Origin of the sequence: Bradyrhizobium sediminis, assembly GCF_018736085.1 — a bacterium.
In the GTDB taxonomy this organism is placed as follows: Bacteria; Pseudomonadota; Alphaproteobacteria; order Rhizobiales; family Xanthobacteraceae; genus Bradyrhizobium; species Bradyrhizobium sediminis.
In genome coordinates, this window is the sequence record NZ_CP076134.1 from 1,969,015 (window position 1) to 1,985,689 (window position 16,675).

Below are 16,675 nucleotides of genomic sequence, written 5' to 3' on the forward strand. Positions count from 1 at the left end.
GAGTTGATGTACGATTCGGTTCATGACGAATCGCACATTCAAGACCGGCGCGAGCCGGGATCAGACCAGCCTGCTTCCTCCACGGATTGAGGATTATGTCGGGCCGAACAACCCGGTGCGGGCGATCGAGAGCTTTGTGTGTGCCCTCGACCTTGCAAAGCTCGGTTTCCTCCATGCGGCGCGCGGGGCGGACGAGATGGGGCAGCCACCGTACGATCCGGCCGATCTGTTGAAGCTGTATCTGTACGGCTACATCAACCAAGTCAGATCATCGCGCCGGCTGGAACGGGAAGCAGGTCGCAATCTGGAGCTGATCTGGCTGTTGAAGAACCTGAGGCCGGGCTATCGGACGATCGCCAACTTCCGCAAGGAGAACTGGGCAGCGCTGAAGGCCGCGAACCGCAGTTTCGTGCTGCTGCTTCGCGAACTCGATCTGATCGGAGGGAGCCTTGTTGCGCTCGACGGCGCCTTGTTCCACGGCAACGCCAGCAAGGGAAGCATCTTCACGCAAAGGAGGCTGACCAAACAGATCGCCGCCTTGGACAAGGAGATCGAGGCCTATGGCAAGGCTCTCGAAGCCAATGATGCGGAAGAGGCCAAGCAGCGAAGCGACGGTTCGCGGGGCGACGGCAAGGGTGGTAGTGGCGACGTCGGCGAGAAGGTGAAGGAGCTGATGGCCCGGCGCGAACGCGCGCAAGCCGACCTCAAGGACTTGGAGACAAGCAACAAGGGGCAACTCTCGAAGACCGATCCCGACGCGAGGCTTCTGAGCAAGGGCGATCAGACCATTGCGGGCTACAACGTGCAGAGCGTTGTCGACGACAAGCACATGCTCATTGTTACCAGCGAGGTCGTCAATCGCAGCGATGCAGGCCACCTTCATGAGATGGCAAACGCGGCAAAAGAGGTTCTCGATGTGGAGACCCTGCGGGTGGCGGCCGATACCGGCTATTACAATAGCGAGGACCTGAAGGCCTGCGAGGATGACGGCATCAAAGCCTATGTGCCGATGCATGAGGGCAATGGCAAGCTCGAGGAGGGTCGCTTTAGCCGCAAGGATTTCCGCTACGATGCGAGCGCCGACGTCTACCGTTGCCCGACCGGAGAACTGCTGCGTCCAACGGAAGGGCGCTGGAAGAATGCGAGCGGCCGCGTCGAGATCCGCTACCTGGGGCGCAAGGCGGCCTGCGCAGCCTGTCCTCTGAGAGCGCAGTGTCTCGCCCCGAAGGCACCTTACCGGAGCATCGCTCGCTGGGAACACGAGGATGTTCTCGAACGTCACCGCGCGAGGATGGAAAGTGAGGAGGCCAAAAAATTGATGCGCCGCCGTTCCGCCATCGTCGAGCATCCCTTTGGAACGCTCAAATGCCGCGCCGGGTATCAGCACTTTCTCGTGCGCGGCTTCGACAAGGTCCGTGGCGAATGGAGCCTGATGGCCCTCTGCTACAATTTCACTCGCGTGCTCAACATTCTCGGCTTCGACCGCTTCGTCGCGTACCTTGAAAAGGCGCCATTGCCCGCGAAAACCTTCCTATAAGCACTCTGCGCGCCCTTCAGCTTGCTTTGCGGCCCTTCCGGACTAGAATCCTGCTGTGGCTCGCAGTCAGTCCTTTCCGCGCCACCCCAGCCTCATAATCAGCATTCTTGCCCAGCCTCGACGTGTCAAAATGTTTTTCGCGGGCAAAGGATCCATCCCGGCGACCCCTTTTTACTTTGCATGGGGTTGTTTTCGATATTTTTGCTTGGGAGCTGGAACCGCGCCGGCCTTGCGGCCGGGAAGCGTGGCTGGCGAGCGGTGGCTCGCGCGCAGCAGGCCGTTTGCACCCGTTGAGCGATCGCACCTTGCGCCGAGTTCAATTTGGCCAAAGGCCGGTGAGTAGTCTAGTCTGCTGTAGTGGCAAAATCGCCTGCCGGGGAGGGGAAACATGGATCGCCGTAATTTCATGGCCGGGTGCGCCGGTCTGGCGTTGTCAGCCAGAGCGGGCGATGCGTTCGCCCAGTCGGGGCCGCTGACCAGGATCGTCTTTCCCTTCGCGGCCGGCGGCGGCGGCGACGCGCTTTGCCGGATCGTGGCGCAGCACATCGCCCCGCTGCTCGATCGCAACGTCATTGTCGAGAACCGCACCGGCGGCGACGGCCTGATCGGAATCAAGTCGGTGATGAACGCCAACCCCGATGGCAGCACGATCCTGGTGACCACCGGTCCGACCATGTACCTGCTGCCGATGGTGGAGACGGTGCCGAGTTTCAATACGGCGAAGGATTTCGTGCCGGTCTCGCAGCTCGTACGCTTCGAGTTCGGCGTCGTCGCGAGCCCGACGATCGGTGCCAAGGACTTCAAGCAACTGGTGGCCTGGCTCAAGGCCAACCCGGAGAAGGCCACCTATGGCGTGCCGAGCAACGGCACCATTCCGCATTTCACGGGACTGAAGCTGGAAGAAGCACTCGGCATGAAAATGACCCGCGTGCCCTATCGCGGCAGCGCGCCGATCATCAACGACCTGATCGGCGGCCATCTGCCGTTCGGCGTCACCACCATCGCCGACGCGATCCCGCAGCATCGCGCCGGCGGCGTCAGGATTCTGGCGGTGAGCAGCGCTGCGCGTTCGCCGTTCCTGCCCGAAGTGCCGACGCTGAAGGAGAACGGCATCGAGCTGGTCGCAGACGCCTGGTACGGGATGTGGCTGCCGGCCGGAAGTTCGCCTGTCTTTGCCAAGAAGTTGAGCGAGGCGGTGGCCACCGCGCTCGCCAAGCCCGAGGCGCGGGACAAGCTGCTGGCGATCGGCCTGATTCCGGTCGGGACCACGCCTGAAGGCCTCACCCAGGAACTCGCCGCCAACACCGCGTTCTGGCAACCGATCGTCAAGACTTCGGGCTACAAGATCACGAACTGAGGAATTTCAGGCGGGCGGGACGCCGATCTTCTTCCGGATCGCCGACAGTTCCGCTTCGTCCCAGATTCCGATCAGGATGCCGTTCCTGACCTGGAGCTGTTTCTCCGCATAGGCAGCGATCTTCTCAGTGCTGGTGGTGATGTGGCCCTTGGGGTGCAGCGCCCATTCGAACAGCGCCGACTGCAGCCGGGCGATCACGCCGGCGCAGGACGGATCTTCGCCGCGGTCGGTCAATTCCTGCGGATCGTCCTGGAGGTCGTACAGCATCGGCCGGAAGCCGGAGGCGTGGACATATTTCCAGCGGCCGTCGAACACCATGAACAGCCGGCACTGTTCGATCGGCTGGTTCAGCTTCAGCCGGACATCCTGCATGCAGTAGTCATATTCCGAGAAGACCACTTTGCGCCAATCCGGCGGCCGCTCGCCGCGCAGCAGCGGCATCAGGGAACGGCCTTCCAGAATATGATCCGGCGGCTTGCTGCCGAAATAGTCGATGAAGGTCGGCGCCAGGTCGATCGCCTCGATCAGCGCATCGCACACCGTGCCTCGCGTGGCGTCGGCCGCGGTGGACGGATCGATCACGATCAGCGGGATTTTCGCGGAAGCATCGTGGAACAGGTCCTTCTCGCCCATCCAGTGATCGCCGAGATAATCGCCGTGGTCGGAGGTGAATACGATCATGGTGGTGTCGAGCAGGCCGCGTGCTTCGAGGAATTGCATCAGCACGCCCATCTGGTCGTCGATCTGCTTGATCAGGCCCATATAGGTCGGAATGACTTTTTCCCGTGCCTCGTCGCGCGACATGTTGCGGGAGTAGCGCATGTCCATGTAGGCGGCGAACACCGGATGCGCGGATTGCTTTTCCTGCTCTGAGCGCACCGCCGGCAGCACGTCGCCGGGCCCATACATGCTGGCATAGGGCTCCGGCGCAATGTAGGGCCAATGCGGCTTGATGTAGGACAGATGCATGCACCACGGGCGCCCGTCCGCTTCCGCCTCGGTGATGAAATCCATCGCGCGCCGCGTCATGTAAGGCGTTTCGGAATCCTCCTCCGCGACGCGGGCCGCCTTGTCGGCGTGCACCAGCAGCCAGCCGTTCTGCAAGCTCCCGTCGTCGTCCGCGCCGGAATTGGCCCAGTGCTCCCACGGGTTGGGCGCCTCATAGCCGCGCTCGCGCAAATATGCGTCGTATTTCGGGCGAGGCCGGCCGGTCGGATGCAGGCCGTCGTCGCGCTCATAGGGCTCGAAGCCGCATTCGGCCACGTGCACGCCGATGATCGAGTCCGGCGCGATCCCCAGCATCTTCAGTCCTTCGAGGTCGGGCGTCATGTGGGTCTTGCCGACCAGCACGTTGCGCACCCCGATTTTCTTCAGGTGATCGCCGAGCGTCGGCTCGCCGACGCGCAGCGGCCAGCCGTTCCAGTGCGAGCCGTGCGAGCGCATGTAGCGGCCGGTATAGAACGACATCCGCGAGGGACCGCAGATCGGCGACTGCACATAGGCGTTCGAGAACCGCACGCCGCGTTTGGCCATCGCATCGATATTCGGCGTCTTCAGAGTGGGATGCCCGGTGCAACCCAGGTAATCATAGCGAAGCTGGTCGCACATGATCCAGAGAACGTTCTTGGGACGTGACATGGCTTGTGTACTTCGGTGATGGCGGAGGGCTTCCAGCAGGGTGACCCCGACGACGGTCAACTATCCCGCGTTGGCTTTCAAGCCGGCGGCCTCGATGCCCGCGACCGCGCAGATCTCGTCATTGTCGGAGGTGTCGCCGCTGACGCCGACTGCGCCGAGCAGGGTACTGCCGTCCTGGATCAGCACGCCGCCGGGCACCGGGATCAAGCGGCCCTGCGCCATCGTATTCACCGCGCTGATGAAATATGCCTGCTCCTGCGCGCGCTGGAATAGCGCCCGCGACCCCATGCCCATCGCCAGTGCGCCGTAGGCCTTGCCATGGGCGACCTCGCTGCGCAGCAGGCTGGTGCCATCCTGCGCCGCGGAGATTTTGACGCAACCGCGCGCATCGAGAACGGTCACGACCAGCGGCTTCAGTTTCTTCTCGACGCCCTTGGCAAGCGCGACGTCGAGAATCTTGCGGGCAACGTCGAGGGTCAGTTCAGCCATGGATCGGATCCTTTGTGATCGGCGAGGAATAGGGGGTGGAGCGCGCGTTGTCGAGGCTCATCGCCAGCACGCGCGCGACATGCAGGGCGCCGCGCCCGGCGCCGTCCTTGATCTGGTGCCGGCACGAGGTGCCGTCGGCGACAACAAGCGTTGCGGCGTCGGCGCGCCTGACGGCGGGCAGCAGCGACAGCTCGGCCATCTCCATCGAGGCCTGGTAGGTCTCGGCGCCGTAGCCGAACGCGCCGGCCATGCCGCAGCAACTGGATTCGATGATCTCGACATTGAGGTCGGGAACCAGCCGAAGCACCTGCTCGACCGGCTTGAACGCGCCGAATGATTTCTGGTGGCAGTGGCCGTGCACGATCGTCCTCGCGGCGACCGGTCCGAGCGGCAGTTGCAGCCGGCCGGCCTCGGCCTCGCGCACCAGGAATTCCTCGAACAGCAGCGCATGTGTGCTGATGCTCCTGGCGGTGTCGTCGGATCGCAGCGACAGCAGTTCGTCGCGCAGGGTCAAGAGGCAGCTCGGCTCAAGACCGATGATCGGCACGCCGCGCGCGGTGAACGGCGCATAGGTCGCAACCAGCCGGTCCAGTTCGGCGCGGGCCTGATCGATCAGCCCGGCCGAGAGGAACGTCCGCCCGCAGCACAGCGGCCGGCCGTCATCAACGGGTTTCGGAATGTGGACGCGGTATCCGCCCGCGACCAGCACCCGCAGCGCGGCGTCGAGGTTTTCGCGCTCATAGGCGCGGTTGAAGGTATCGGCGAACAATACGACTTCGCGGCCATCGGCCGGGCCGACCGCCTCGGCATCGGACCGGAACATGTCGCGCCGCCATTCTGGCAGGGCGCGCCGCGCGCTGATGCCGGCGAATTTCTCGAACTGCTTTCGCAACAGGGGACTGTTGTTGCGAAGATTGGCGAGCGGGGCGAAGCGCGAGGCCAGCGCGGCGTAGCGCGGGAGATAGCCCACCAGCCGGTCGCGCAACGAAAGCCCTTGCCGGGCTGCGCGTGCCGCCAGCACCTCGATCTTCATCCTGGCCATGTCCACGCCGGTGGGGCATTCGTGACGGCAGGCCTTGCAGGACACGCAGAGCTTCATCGTGTCCATCATCTCGTCGGAGGCGAGCGCATCCGGACCCAACTGGCCGGAGATCGCCAGCCGCAGCGTGTTGGCGCGCCCGCGCGTGACGTCCTTCTCGTTGCGGGTGGCGCGATAGGACGGGCACATCACGCCGCCCTCGAGCTTGCGGCAGGCGCCGTTGTTGTTGCACATCTCGACCGCGCCCTGGAAACCGCCGCCGGCACCGGGATAAGCGGACCAGTCCAGCGCCGTCTTCAGCTCAGGCACGTGGTAGTCCGGCGGATAGCGAAACAACGTGCGATCGTCCATCTTGGGCGCATCGACGATCTTGCCGGGATTGAGCACATTGTCCGGATCGAAGCGGTGCTTGACCTCGCGGAAGTCGGCGATGATGCGCGGGCCGAACATCGCCTCGTGGAATTCCGAGCGCACCAGGCCGTCGCCGTGTTCGCCGGAATGCGAGCCCTTGTATTCGCGCACCATCGCAAAAGTTTCTTCGGCGATGGCGCGCATCGCCGCGACGTCCTTCTCCAGCTTCAAATTGAGTACCGGGCGCACATGCAGGCAGCCTTCGGAGGCATGCGCATACATGGTGCCGCGGGTGCCGTGCCTGGCGAAGATCTCGTTGAGCCGGGCGGTATAGTCGGCGAGGTGCGGCAGCGGCACCGCGCAATCCTCGACAAAGGAGACGGGCTTGCCCTCCTGCTTCATCGACATCATGACGTTGAGGCCGGCGGCGCGGAATTCGGCGATGCCTGTTTGCAGCGCGGGCTCCGTGATCTCGACCACGCCGCCCCATTTGCGCTGCGGGTTGTTCCAGCCGAAGCCGAGGTCGCCCATCAGCTCGCCGAGTTGTTTCAGGCGCCTGATATTCTCGGCCTGGTCCTCCTCGGCAAACTCGACGATCAGCACCGCATCGGGATCGCCGCGCACCGCGGTGCCGATGATCGGCTGGAACATCGCGATCTCGCGGCCCAACGCCAGCATGGTGCGGTCGACCAGCTCGACCGCGATCGGGCGCAGTTTCACCAGATGCTGAGCGGCGTTCATCGCCTCGTAGAAACTGCCGAAATGGCAGACGCCGAGCACCTTGTTGCGGATCACCGGCCACAGCTTGAGCTCGATCTGGGTGGTGAAGGCCAGCGTGCCTTCCGAGCCGACCAGCAGATGCGCCAGGTTGTTGGGTGCATTGCGCGGCACCAGCGCATCGAGATTATAGCCGCCGACGCGGCGCTGCACTTTCGGAAATTTATCGGTGATCTCGGCGGCCTCGCGCGCGCCGAGATCGAGCATGTCGCGAAACAGATCGGGGCCGTTGTCGCCTGAATTGACCTCGCCGAAATGCAGCAGCTTGCCGTCGGCCAGCGCCGCGTCCATCGCCAGCGTGTTGTCGCGCATGGTGCCGTAGCGCAGCGAACGGCCGCCGCAGGAATTGTTGCCGGCCATGCCGCCGATGGTGGCGCGCGAGGCGGTGGAGACATCGACCGGGAACCACAACCCATGCTTCCTGAGCTGCCGGTTGAGATCGTCGAGCACGATGCCCGGCTCGACCACGCAAGAGCGGTTCTCGACGTCGAGCGAGACGATGCGGTTCAGGTGTTTGGAGAAGTCGATGACGATGCCGTGACTGACGGTCTGGCCGCATTGCGAGGTGCCGCCGCCGCGCGGCGTCACGACCCGCCCGTCGTCGCGGACAATCGCGAGCGCCCGCAGCGCTTCGTCCATGGTCCGGGGGATCACGACCCCTGTCGGCATGAGCTGGTAAAACGAGGCGTCGGTGGCATAGCGGCCGCGGTTGAACGGGTCGAAAAATACGTCCCCGGTAATCTCGCGGGTCAGGCGCGCCGCAAGGGCGCTGTTTTCAGCCGAATTTCCAGACTTATCGGTCTGCGTCGCCGCCATCGGTCCAATCTCGTGATGTTTCCATGTCTTGCATTCGGGTCCTGCCTTTGCAAGGAATACCTCCGTGTCCGGCGTCCTCGACGGCCGATGAAGTCCTGTCCATCAATCGGCCGGATCGCCATGGGCCCTCTCGAGCAGATCCACGTTGGAGACTCCGGCCACGAACCCGGGCCTGTGCCGGATCGCGTCGTCCGCAGCTTCTGGCACGGCCCGTTCTCACCCTATGAAGCGCTGTGCCTGTCGAGCTTCGTGGCCGCCGGAGTGGAGGTCGAGCTGTTCTCGGAAGCGCCGGTGCCGGGTCTGCCTGACGGCGTGAGGCGTCGCAATGCGCGGGAAATTCTCGACCAAGAGGTTGCTTTCTATCGGCATGAGTTCGACGGACCGAGTCCCTCCCTGCACTCCAATCATTTCCGTTACACACTTCTCGAGAAACTGGGCGGTTGGTGGATTGATACCGACGCGATGCTGATCGCCTCGTCGCTGCCCGCCGCAAACATCTTTATCGCGCGACAGTCGGATCGCGAATTGAACAGTTCGGTGATGCGCTTTCCGCCCGGTCATCCATTGATGAAGACGGCGCGTCAGCGAACGGCGGCGCGGCTGGAGAACGCGCGTTGGGGCGAGACCGGCCCCAAATTGCTGACCGGACTGCAGCCGGCCTATGCGCCGGATATGCCGATCGCGCCACGCCAGAGTTGCTACGCAATCGGAGCGGAAGAATTCGAGAAATTCCTGCTCCCGGAAGCGCGGGATGAGGTCGATGTGCGGACGTCGGATTCCACGTTTGTCCATCTGTGGAATGAGATGTGGCGCAAGGCCGGGGTACCCAAGAATATCGCGCCGCCAAAGGGATGCTGGCTCGATCGGATGTTCGAGCGTCTTCAGGTCCCCGTGGTTTGGTCCGACCGGCTGGACGCGACTTACATCGAGCGATGGGCGGCGTTGCGCCGCGACCGCGATCACGCCGGTCACCACAATCTCGTTTTCGACCGGGAATTGAGCCGTCTGCGCGCCGAGAGGGATGCACTGGAAAATGCGCGCTTTTTGGGACTCAGCCGAATTGTCGGGGATTTGCGGGCTCGCGTGAAAGCGCGCTTCAAGAGGGCTCGCGACAATCCGAAATGAAATGCCTGGCCGTCGCGGAATCGCGTCGTCGGTCGGGCAGGCCGCCGCTTCTGGGTTTCGCCAGCCAGGCTCGCCGATATTGCAATGCAATCATGCACGATTCCAAGGAGATAAAACGTTGATCTCTGTTGGGGACAAGCCCGCCGAATAGTGATATTCGAGCGGCTCGCGAAGCCAGAATACCCCCCGGGAAGGACGCCATATGACCCTGCACACTGGTAGGCATTTTCTCCAGATTCCAGGACCGACCAACGTGCCCGATCGGGTGCTGCGGGCCATGGACATGCCCACCCTGGATCATCGAGGTCCCGAATTCGCCGAATTGGGTCATGCCGTGCTGGCGGGTTGCCAGCGGGTCTTTCGGACCAAGCAGCCGGTCATCATCTACCCGTCGTCGGGAACCGGGGCCTGGGAAGCGGCGATCGTCAATACGCTGTCGCCCGGCGACAAGGTGCTGATGGCCGAGACCGGCCAGTTCGCCGTGCTGTGGCGCGGCATTGCCGAGAAATTCAAACTCGACGTCGAATTTCTGCCGACCGACTGGCGGCACGGCGCCGACGTCGAGCAGATCGAGGCCAAACTTGCCGCTGACCGCGAGCACAAGATCAAGGCGGTGTGCGTGGTGCACAACGAGACCTCGACCAGCTGCGTCACGCACCCGTTCGAGGTTCGCAAGGCCCTCAACCGCACCAACCATCCGGCGCTGTTGATGGTCGATACCATCTCCGGCCTCGCCTCGCTGGAGTATGAGCACGACGCCTGGGGCATCGATGTCTCCATCGCGGGATCGCAAAAGGGCATGATGCTGCCGCCGGGGCTCGGCTTCAACGCGCTCTCGGAAAAGGCGCTGGCGGCCTCCAAGGCCAACACATCGATGCGGTCCTACTGGGACTGGCACGACATGATCGCGATCAACAAGCAGGGCACGTTCCCCTACACGCCGGCAACCAATCTTCTGTTCGCGCTGAAGGCGGCGATTGCGATGCTGGAGGAGGAGGGGCTCGACAACGTGTTCGCCCGCCACATGCGCCATGGCGCGGCCACCCGCGCGGCGGTCAAGGCATGGGGCCTGGATACGGTCTGCCTCGACCCGCATGCCTATTCGCCAGCGCTGACCGCGGTCATGGTTCCGGACGGACACGACGCCGACGCCTTCCGCAAGGCGGTGCTGGAAAACTTCGACATGTCGCTGGGCACCGGTCTCGGAAAGCTCAAGGGCAAGGCGTTCCGGATCGGTCATATGGGGCACTTCAACGATCTGATGCTGATGGGCACATTGTCGGGTGTCGAGATGGGTCTTGACCTCGCCAAGATTCCGCACCGCAGCGGCGGCGTGCTGGCCGCCATGGAAGTCCTGAAAGGACGCGACGTGGTGGCGATGCCGAAATCCAAGGCGGCGGTTGCCTGAGCCGGATTGAAAACCTCACCGAAGCGCGCGCGCGTCCTGCGCACGCTTCGGTCTTCCTGACCATGCGGCGCCAGCAGCCCCAAGAAGCGGCAAGAACAGAAAGAGCGTGCCATGAACGCCCCGGTACCCGCCACCGAAGACCTGATCTATGCGGTCGAGAACGGCATCGCCCACCTGACCTTCAACCGCCCGCAGGCGCGCAACGCGCTGACCTTTGCGATGTACGAGCGCATGGCCTCGATTTGCGAGACCGTGAACTCCGACCGCTCGATCAAGGCGATGATCCTGACCGGCGCCGGCGACAAGGCATTCGCGTCCGGCACCGATATTTCGCAATTCCGCGCCTTCAAGACCGCGGAGGATGCGCTCGAATATGAGGAGCGGATCGATCGCGTGCTGGGCGCGCTGGAGAAGGTCCGGGTGCCGACCATTGCCGCCATTGCCGGCGCCTGCACCGGCGGCGGGGCGGGCATCGCCGCCTGCTGCGATATCCGGATCGGCACCGCGGCGACGCGGATCGGCTTTCCGATCGCGCGCACGCTCGGCAATTGCCTGTCGATGTCCAATATCAGCCGGGTGGTCGCGCTGGTCGGGCCGGCGCGGACCAAGGACCTGATTTTTACGGCGCGGCTGATCGAGGCGCCCGAGGCGCTGGCGCTGGGTCTGCTCAACGAAGTGGTGCCCGACGTTCCGACGCTGCAGCGCCGCGCCGCCGAAACCGCAAAGCTGATTGCCGGCCATGCGCCGATCACGATGGAAACCGCCAAGGAAGCGGTGCTCCGCATTCGCCGCACGTTGTCGCGCGAAGAGGGCCGTGACCTGATCCTGCGCGCTTATATGAGCGAGGATTTCCGCGAGGGCATGGATGCGTTCCTCAACAAGCGCACGCCGAACTGGAAGGGCAAATAGGTCCGCTAGCTCGCTTCCCATGCCAAAGTCATGCGCAGGGCGGCCGGACCTGCTTGAACTCATCGGCGTAACCCCGCACAATGCCCCCAACAAGCCATGCCCGGGGTAACCGGGCCGAACGAGAACATAGGGGGATGGAACGTGCGAAACATCATTAGAGCCACCGCCGCCGTGGCGACCGTGCTGGCGAGCGCGCCGGCGATCGCTGCCTGGGAACCGACCAAGCCGGTTGAAATCGTGGTCGCTGCCGGGGCCGGCGGTGCATCCGACCAGATGGCGCGGATGATGCAGGCCGCGATCCAGAAGAACAATCTGATGAAACAGCCGGTGGTGGTGTCGCTCAAGGGCGGCGCTTCCGGCGCCGAAGCGCTGATGTACATGAAATCCGGCGAGGGCGACGCCAACAAGGTGCTGATCGCCTATTCGCTGATCTACATGCTGCCGCTGTCGGCGAAGATTCCGTTCAACTGGCGCGATCTGTCACCGGTGGCGGTGGTGGCGATGGACCAGTTCGTATTGTGGGATAATGCCGCCGGGCCGAAAACCGTGAAGGAATTCGTTGCCGCCGCCAAGGCCGCCCCTTCGCCGTTCAAGATGGGCGGCACCGGCTCCAAGCGCGAGGATCACGTTCTGACTGTGTTCATGGAACAGCGGACCGGCGCGAAATTCTCCTATCTGCCCTACAAGTCCGGCGGTGAGGCGGCGACGCAACTGGTCGGCAAACATACCGAAGCCAACGTCAACAATCCCAGTGAGAATCTCGAGGTCTGGCGCGCCGGTCAGGTCCGCGCGCTCTGCGTGTTCGACAAGGAGCGGATTTCCTACAAGACCAAGGTGACCGACACGCAGTCGTGGAACGATATCCCGACCTGCAAGGAAGAAGGGCTCGACGTCCAGTACCTGATGCTGCGCGCGATGTTCCTGCCGGGCAAGGTGACTGCGGAACAGACGGCGTTCTACGTCGATCTGTTCCAGAAGGTGACGCAAACCACCGAGTACAAGGAGTACATGGAAAAGCAGGCGCTGAAGCCGATCTTCCTCACCGGCAAGGACATGCTGAAGTTCCTCGAGGAGGACGACAAGCTCAACGCGTCGCTGATGAACCAGGCGGGGTTCGTGGCGAAGTAGGTGATACCGGGATGCCCCGCGAACGGGGGGCATCCCGTATTCCAGGGCGGTACGGATTGACATCGGTCACGCGGCTGGATCCCCACTTTTCGCGGATGACCGTCTGCTTTGATGCATCATCGGCTTTTTTCCTTCCGGCAATCCCATGTCCAATACCGAAATCGAAATTGTCGTCGACGATCCGACCGCGCCGGAGGCCGATTCGCCCGATGTGGCCAGTATCCGAGTCGTCGATGTTGCGGTGTCGCTGCTGCTGCTGGCGCTGGCCGCGACGCTCGGTTTCGACAACTGGCGCACCGGCATCGCCTGGGATTCCACCGGACCGCAGGCCGGCTATTTCCCGTTCTATCTGTCGGTGATCCTCGCCGGTGCCAGCCTCTATGGCCTCGTCGCCGCTTTCTTGTCGCGCAAGGAGGCTGCGGAAAGCTTCGTGACCCGCGCGCAGCTCCGCCGGGTCCTGCTGGTGTTCGTTCCGACGCTGCTGTTCTGTCTGGCCACGCAGTTCCTCGGGCTCTATGTCGCGAGCTTCTGTCTGATCGCCGGCTTCATGCGTCTGGTCGGACGGATCGCGCTGTGGAAGTCGCTGCTGACGGCTTTCGTATTCACCGCCATCATGTTCGTGACCTTCGATATCGCCTTTGACGTCATCATGCCGAAGGGACCGCTCGAAGCGGCCCTTGGCCGCTAGCGCCGCGCCAACCGGGACGGATTTTCGATGGAAGCTTTCGGCCTACTCATGCACGGCTTCGCCGTCCTGCTGACGTGGAAGACGCTGGCGCTGATGATGGTCGGGCTCGTGCTCGGCATCTTCGTCGGCGTGCTGCCCGGGCTCGGCGGGCCGAACGGCGTGGCGATCCTGCTGCCTTTGACCTTCACCATGGACCCGACCTCGGCCATCGTGATGCTGTCCTGCATTTACTGGGGCGCGCTGTTCGGCGGCGCCATCACCTCGATCCTGTTCAATATCCCCGGCGAAGCCTGGTCGGTCGCGACCACCTTCGACGGCTATCCGATGGCGCAGCAGGGCAGGGCGGCGGAGGCGCTGACCGCAGCCTTCACCTCGTCCTTCATCGGTTCGCTGGTCGCGGTGCTCCTGATCACGTTCCTGGCGCCGATGATCTCGTCCTTTGCGCTGAAATTCGGGCCGCCGGAATTCTTCTCGGTCTATCTCCTGACCTTCTGCTCGTTCGTCGGACTAGGTCGTGAGGCCAAGCACAAGACCGTCATTTCGATGTCGCTCGGCCTGCTACTCGCCGGCATCGGCATGGATACGGTGTCCGGCCAGCTTCGCATGACGTTCGGCACGAGCGAGCTGCTGCGCGGCGTCAATTTCCTGGTCGCGGTGATCGGCCTGTTCGGCATCAGCGAGATCCTGCTCACCATGGAGGAGCGCCTGGCGCTACGCGGCCACGCCGCCGGCATCAGCCTGCGCGTGGTGCTCAGGGTCTGGATGGACCTGCCGAAGTACTGGGTCACGTTGCTGCGTTCCTCCTTCATCGGCTGCTGGCTCGGCATCACGCCGGGCGGCGCGATCGCGGCCTCGTTCATGGGCTACAACCTGGCCAAGCGATTTTCCAGGGACCCGGAAAGCTTCGGCAAGGGCCGTATCGAGGGGGTGTTCGCGCCGGAAACCGCAGCGCACGCCTCGGGCACCGCGGCGCTGCTGCCGATGTTGGCACTCGGCATTCCCGGCTCCGGCACTGCGGCGATCCTGCTCGGCGGGCTGATGGTGTGGGGCCTCAATCCTGGCCCATTGCTGTTCGTCGAGCACAAGGATTTCGTCTGGGGCCTGATCGCCTCGATGTATCTCGGCAACGTGGTCGGCCTCGTGCTGGTGCTGACGACGGTGCCGGTTTTTGCTTCCATCCTGCGAGTGCCGTTCGCCGCGGTGGCCCCGATGATCGTGGTGTCCTGCGCCATCGGCGCCTATGCGATCCAGAACGCGATGTTCGATATCTGGATGATGCTCGGCTTCGGCGTCGTCGGTTATGTCTTCAAGAAGATCGGGATTTCGCTGGCCCCGTTTACATTGGCGCTGGTGCTCGGCAACCGCGCCGAGGATGCGTTCCGGCTGTCGATGATCGGCGCCGGCGGCGATCTGAAGGTGTTCTGGTCGAATGGCCTGGTCGGCTCGATCACGACGCTGGCGATCGTGCTGTTGTTCTGGCCTGTGATCGACAAGGCGTTCGGCAGCGTCGGGCGGTTGATGCGGCCGGCGAAGGCGCCCGGCTAGAGCGCGGTCGCGTCGGCCGGCGCCAGTTCATCCAACTTCATTGTTCAATCAATAGTTTGGGACGTTGCCGGATTCGGCGCGACGCAATTACACGAAGGTGATCGAGGGCAACGGCATGGAGTTGCTGGTATCGAGCCCAAGCCCGATCTAGCCAACCTCATTCTCCGGATTCGGGCATGCCGGAAAATATCGACCACAAGATCACCTCTGTGTTAGAGCGCGTCTTAATCCGCTTCATCGCGAATCCGCCAGGCGCCGGTAGGGAATGAGTGATGTCGCTGCGGGTTCACACCCTGTCTACCTGACCGCTGCGAGCAAAGGTAAGTCAATCTGCAATTTACCCGAGCGGCAACCGGGGACGACTGACTGTCGGTTCGGCGGTCAGTCCTAGCTAGTGCGGATCGTTTCGCCTTGGGTCACACTACCTTGTCCTGCTTCAGGAGAGTGATTTCGTCAGCACCAAATCCAAATTCCGCAAGCACCTCGTTGGTTTGTTCGCCGAACTCCGGAGGCCGCGCCGCCATCTTGCTGGGGGTGCGCGATAGCGTGACCGGCTGGCCGACCAGGCGGATGTGGCGGTTCTCGTCGTTGGGGACGTCCTGGGCGATGCCGAGATGCTTGACCTGGTCGTCCTCGAACATCTGGTCGATCGAATAGATCGGGCCGCAGGGCACGCCGGCGGCGTTGAGTTCCTTCACCCAGGTGTCGGTGGTCTTCTTCTCGGTCAGCTTGCCGATCGCTGCGTTGAGCGCATCGCGGTTCTTCGAGCGCGCCGGCGCGGTGGCATAGTCAGGATTGGTCACGAGCTCGGGCGCGCCGATCGCCTGCGCACAGCGCTCCCAGATCCGCCCGCCCGTGGTGGCGATATTGATGTAGCCGTCGGTGGTCTTGAATACGCCGGTGGGAATGCTGGTCGGATGGTTGTTGCCGGCCTGCCTGGCGACATCCTTTTCCATCAGCCAGCGCGCGGCCTGGAAATCCAGCATGAAGATCTGTGCCTGTAAGAGCGAGGTCTGCACCCACTGGCCTTCGCCGGACACCTCGCGCTCCAGAAGCGCCGTGAGAATGCCGGTCGCACAGAACAATCCGGCGCTGAGGTCGGCCACGGGAATGCCGACCCGCATCGGCCCCTCGCCGGGAGCGCCGGTGATCGACATCAGCCCGCCCATGCCCTGCGCAATCTGATCGAAGCCCGGACGCTTGTGATAGGGGCCATCCTGGCCGAAGCCGGAAATGCTGCCATAGACGATGCGTGGATTGATTTTCCGCACGCTCTCATAGTCGATACCGAGCTTGTTCTTCACGTCGGGGCGGAAATTCTCGACGATCACGTCGGCCTTTTCCGCTAGCCGCTTGAATACCGCGAGGCCTTTCGGATCCTTCAGGTTGAGCGTCATCGCGCGCTTGTTGCGGTGCAAATTCTGAAAATCCGAACCCTGCCGCGGGCCGCCCGGCTGTTCGCCGGCGGCGTCCTCCATCAGGGCGTCGATCTTGATGACATTGGCGCCCCAGTCGGCGAACTGGCGCACGCAGGTCGGCCCGGAGCGAACGCGGGTAAGATCGAGTACAGTGAAGCGGGACAGGGCCTGCGAGGCGCGTGGGAAGGGCATTCAGAACTCCAAGCTAGCAATTCGGCGCTTGCACTTCGTAGGCTAAGGGAAGTTTGCAGTATAGCTATCTAATTCCATGTCCGCCGTCCACATTGGCTTAGTTGCGAACCGTACGGCCGAAAGGTGGGTTCAGCCCGCTAGCGTTGATGCCCAGAAGTTGAACGTATCAGGTTGTTGGATCCTCTCATTGCCAAGGACATAGATGTCGCGCCCAAAGAGCATGGGAGACTGAGCTGCTGCCGGTTTGATGGACACCCG

At 63.3% G+C, this 16,675-nt stretch carries 12 protein-coding genes; 8 read left to right on the plus strand and 4 right to left on the minus strand.

Annotation, left to right across the window (positions count from 1 at the left end; translation table 11 throughout):
* Positions 1-22 precede the first annotated feature (22 nt).
* Both KMZ29_RS09450 and KMZ29_RS09455 read left to right on the plus strand, forming a co-directional pair.
* On the plus strand, positions 23-1,537 hold the full coding sequence (locus tag KMZ29_RS09450; protein WP_215620168.1) for an IS1182 family transposase: 1,515 nt from the start codon (positions 23-25) through the stop codon (positions 1,535-1,537).
* Between the two features lie 388 nt (positions 1,538-1,925).
* Complete coding sequence (locus KMZ29_RS09455) at positions 1,926-2,894, plus strand: Bug family tripartite tricarboxylate transporter substrate binding protein (protein ID WP_215623447.1); 969 nt, start codon at positions 1,926-1,928, stop codon at positions 2,892-2,894.
* A gap of 6 nt (positions 2,895-2,900) precedes the next feature.
* On the opposite strand, the gene KMZ29_RS09460 is transcribed toward KMZ29_RS09455, so the two are convergent.
* Genes KMZ29_RS09460 through KMZ29_RS09470 form a run of 3 tightly spaced genes read right to left on the minus strand, consistent with a single transcriptional unit; the run spans position 2,901 to position 8,004 of the window.
* The gene (locus tag KMZ29_RS09460; RefSeq protein WP_215623448.1) at positions 2,901-4,532 is read right to left on the minus strand and encodes an alkaline phosphatase family protein; all 1,632 of its coding nucleotides are present in this window, start codon (positions 4,530-4,532) and stop codon (positions 2,901-2,903) included.
* A 60-nt stretch (positions 4,533-4,592) separates the two neighbouring features.
* Positions 4,593-5,021, minus strand: coding sequence for a GlcG/HbpS family heme-binding protein (locus KMZ29_RS09465; RefSeq protein WP_215623449.1), 429 nt, complete (start codon positions 5,019-5,021; stop codon positions 4,593-4,595).
* Positions 5,014-8,004, minus strand: coding sequence for an FAD-binding and (Fe-S)-binding domain-containing protein (locus KMZ29_RS09470; protein WP_215623450.1), 2,991 nt, complete (start codon positions 8,002-8,004; stop codon positions 5,014-5,016). The genes KMZ29_RS09465 and KMZ29_RS09470 overlap by 8 nt, the downstream gene beginning before the upstream one ends.
* A 261-nt stretch (positions 8,005-8,265) precedes the next feature.
* Here KMZ29_RS09470 and KMZ29_RS09475 point away from each other — a divergent pair, with 261 nt between their 5' ends.
* From KMZ29_RS09475 to KMZ29_RS09500, 6 genes are all read left to right on the plus strand, one after another.
* Positions 8,266-9,129 carry a hypothetical protein gene (locus KMZ29_RS09475; protein ID WP_215623451.1) on the plus strand — a complete coding sequence of 288 codons (864 nt, stop codon included), beginning with the start codon at positions 8,266-8,268 and terminating at the stop codon, positions 9,127-9,129.
* A 202-nt stretch (positions 9,130-9,331) separates the two neighbouring features.
* Entirely contained in the window at positions 9,332-10,537 is a 1,206-nt protein-coding gene (locus tag KMZ29_RS09480) for a pyridoxal-phosphate-dependent aminotransferase family protein (protein WP_215623452.1), read from the plus strand.
* Positions 10,538-10,648: 111 nt separating this feature from the next.
* The gene (locus KMZ29_RS09485) at positions 10,649-11,446 is read left to right on the plus strand and encodes an enoyl-CoA hydratase/isomerase family protein (protein WP_215623453.1); all 798 of its coding nucleotides are present in this window, start codon (positions 10,649-10,651) and stop codon (positions 11,444-11,446) included.
* Positions 11,447-11,587: 141 nt separating this feature from the next.
* On the plus strand, positions 11,588-12,574 hold the full coding sequence (locus KMZ29_RS09490; RefSeq protein WP_215623454.1) for a tripartite tricarboxylate transporter substrate binding protein: 987 nt from the start codon (positions 11,588-11,590) through the stop codon (positions 12,572-12,574).
* 145 nt (positions 12,575-12,719) lie between these two features.
* A complete protein-coding gene (locus tag KMZ29_RS09495; RefSeq protein WP_215623455.1) occupies positions 12,720-13,262 on the plus strand; it encodes a tripartite tricarboxylate transporter TctB family protein in 543 nt (180 codons plus the stop codon).
* A 27-nt stretch (positions 13,263-13,289) separates the two neighbouring features.
* Positions 13,290-14,807, plus strand: coding sequence for a tripartite tricarboxylate transporter permease (locus tag KMZ29_RS09500; RefSeq protein WP_215623456.1), 1,518 nt, complete (start codon positions 13,290-13,292; stop codon positions 14,805-14,807).
* A gap of 416 nt (positions 14,808-15,223) precedes the next feature.
* On the opposite strand, the gene KMZ29_RS09505 is transcribed toward KMZ29_RS09500, so the two are convergent.
* Positions 15,224-16,417 carry a CaiB/BaiF CoA transferase family protein gene (locus tag KMZ29_RS09505; RefSeq protein WP_215623457.1) on the minus strand — a complete coding sequence of 398 codons (1,194 nt, stop codon included), beginning with the start codon at positions 16,415-16,417 and terminating at the stop codon, positions 15,224-15,226.
* Between the last annotated feature and the right edge of the window lie 258 nt (positions 16,418-16,675).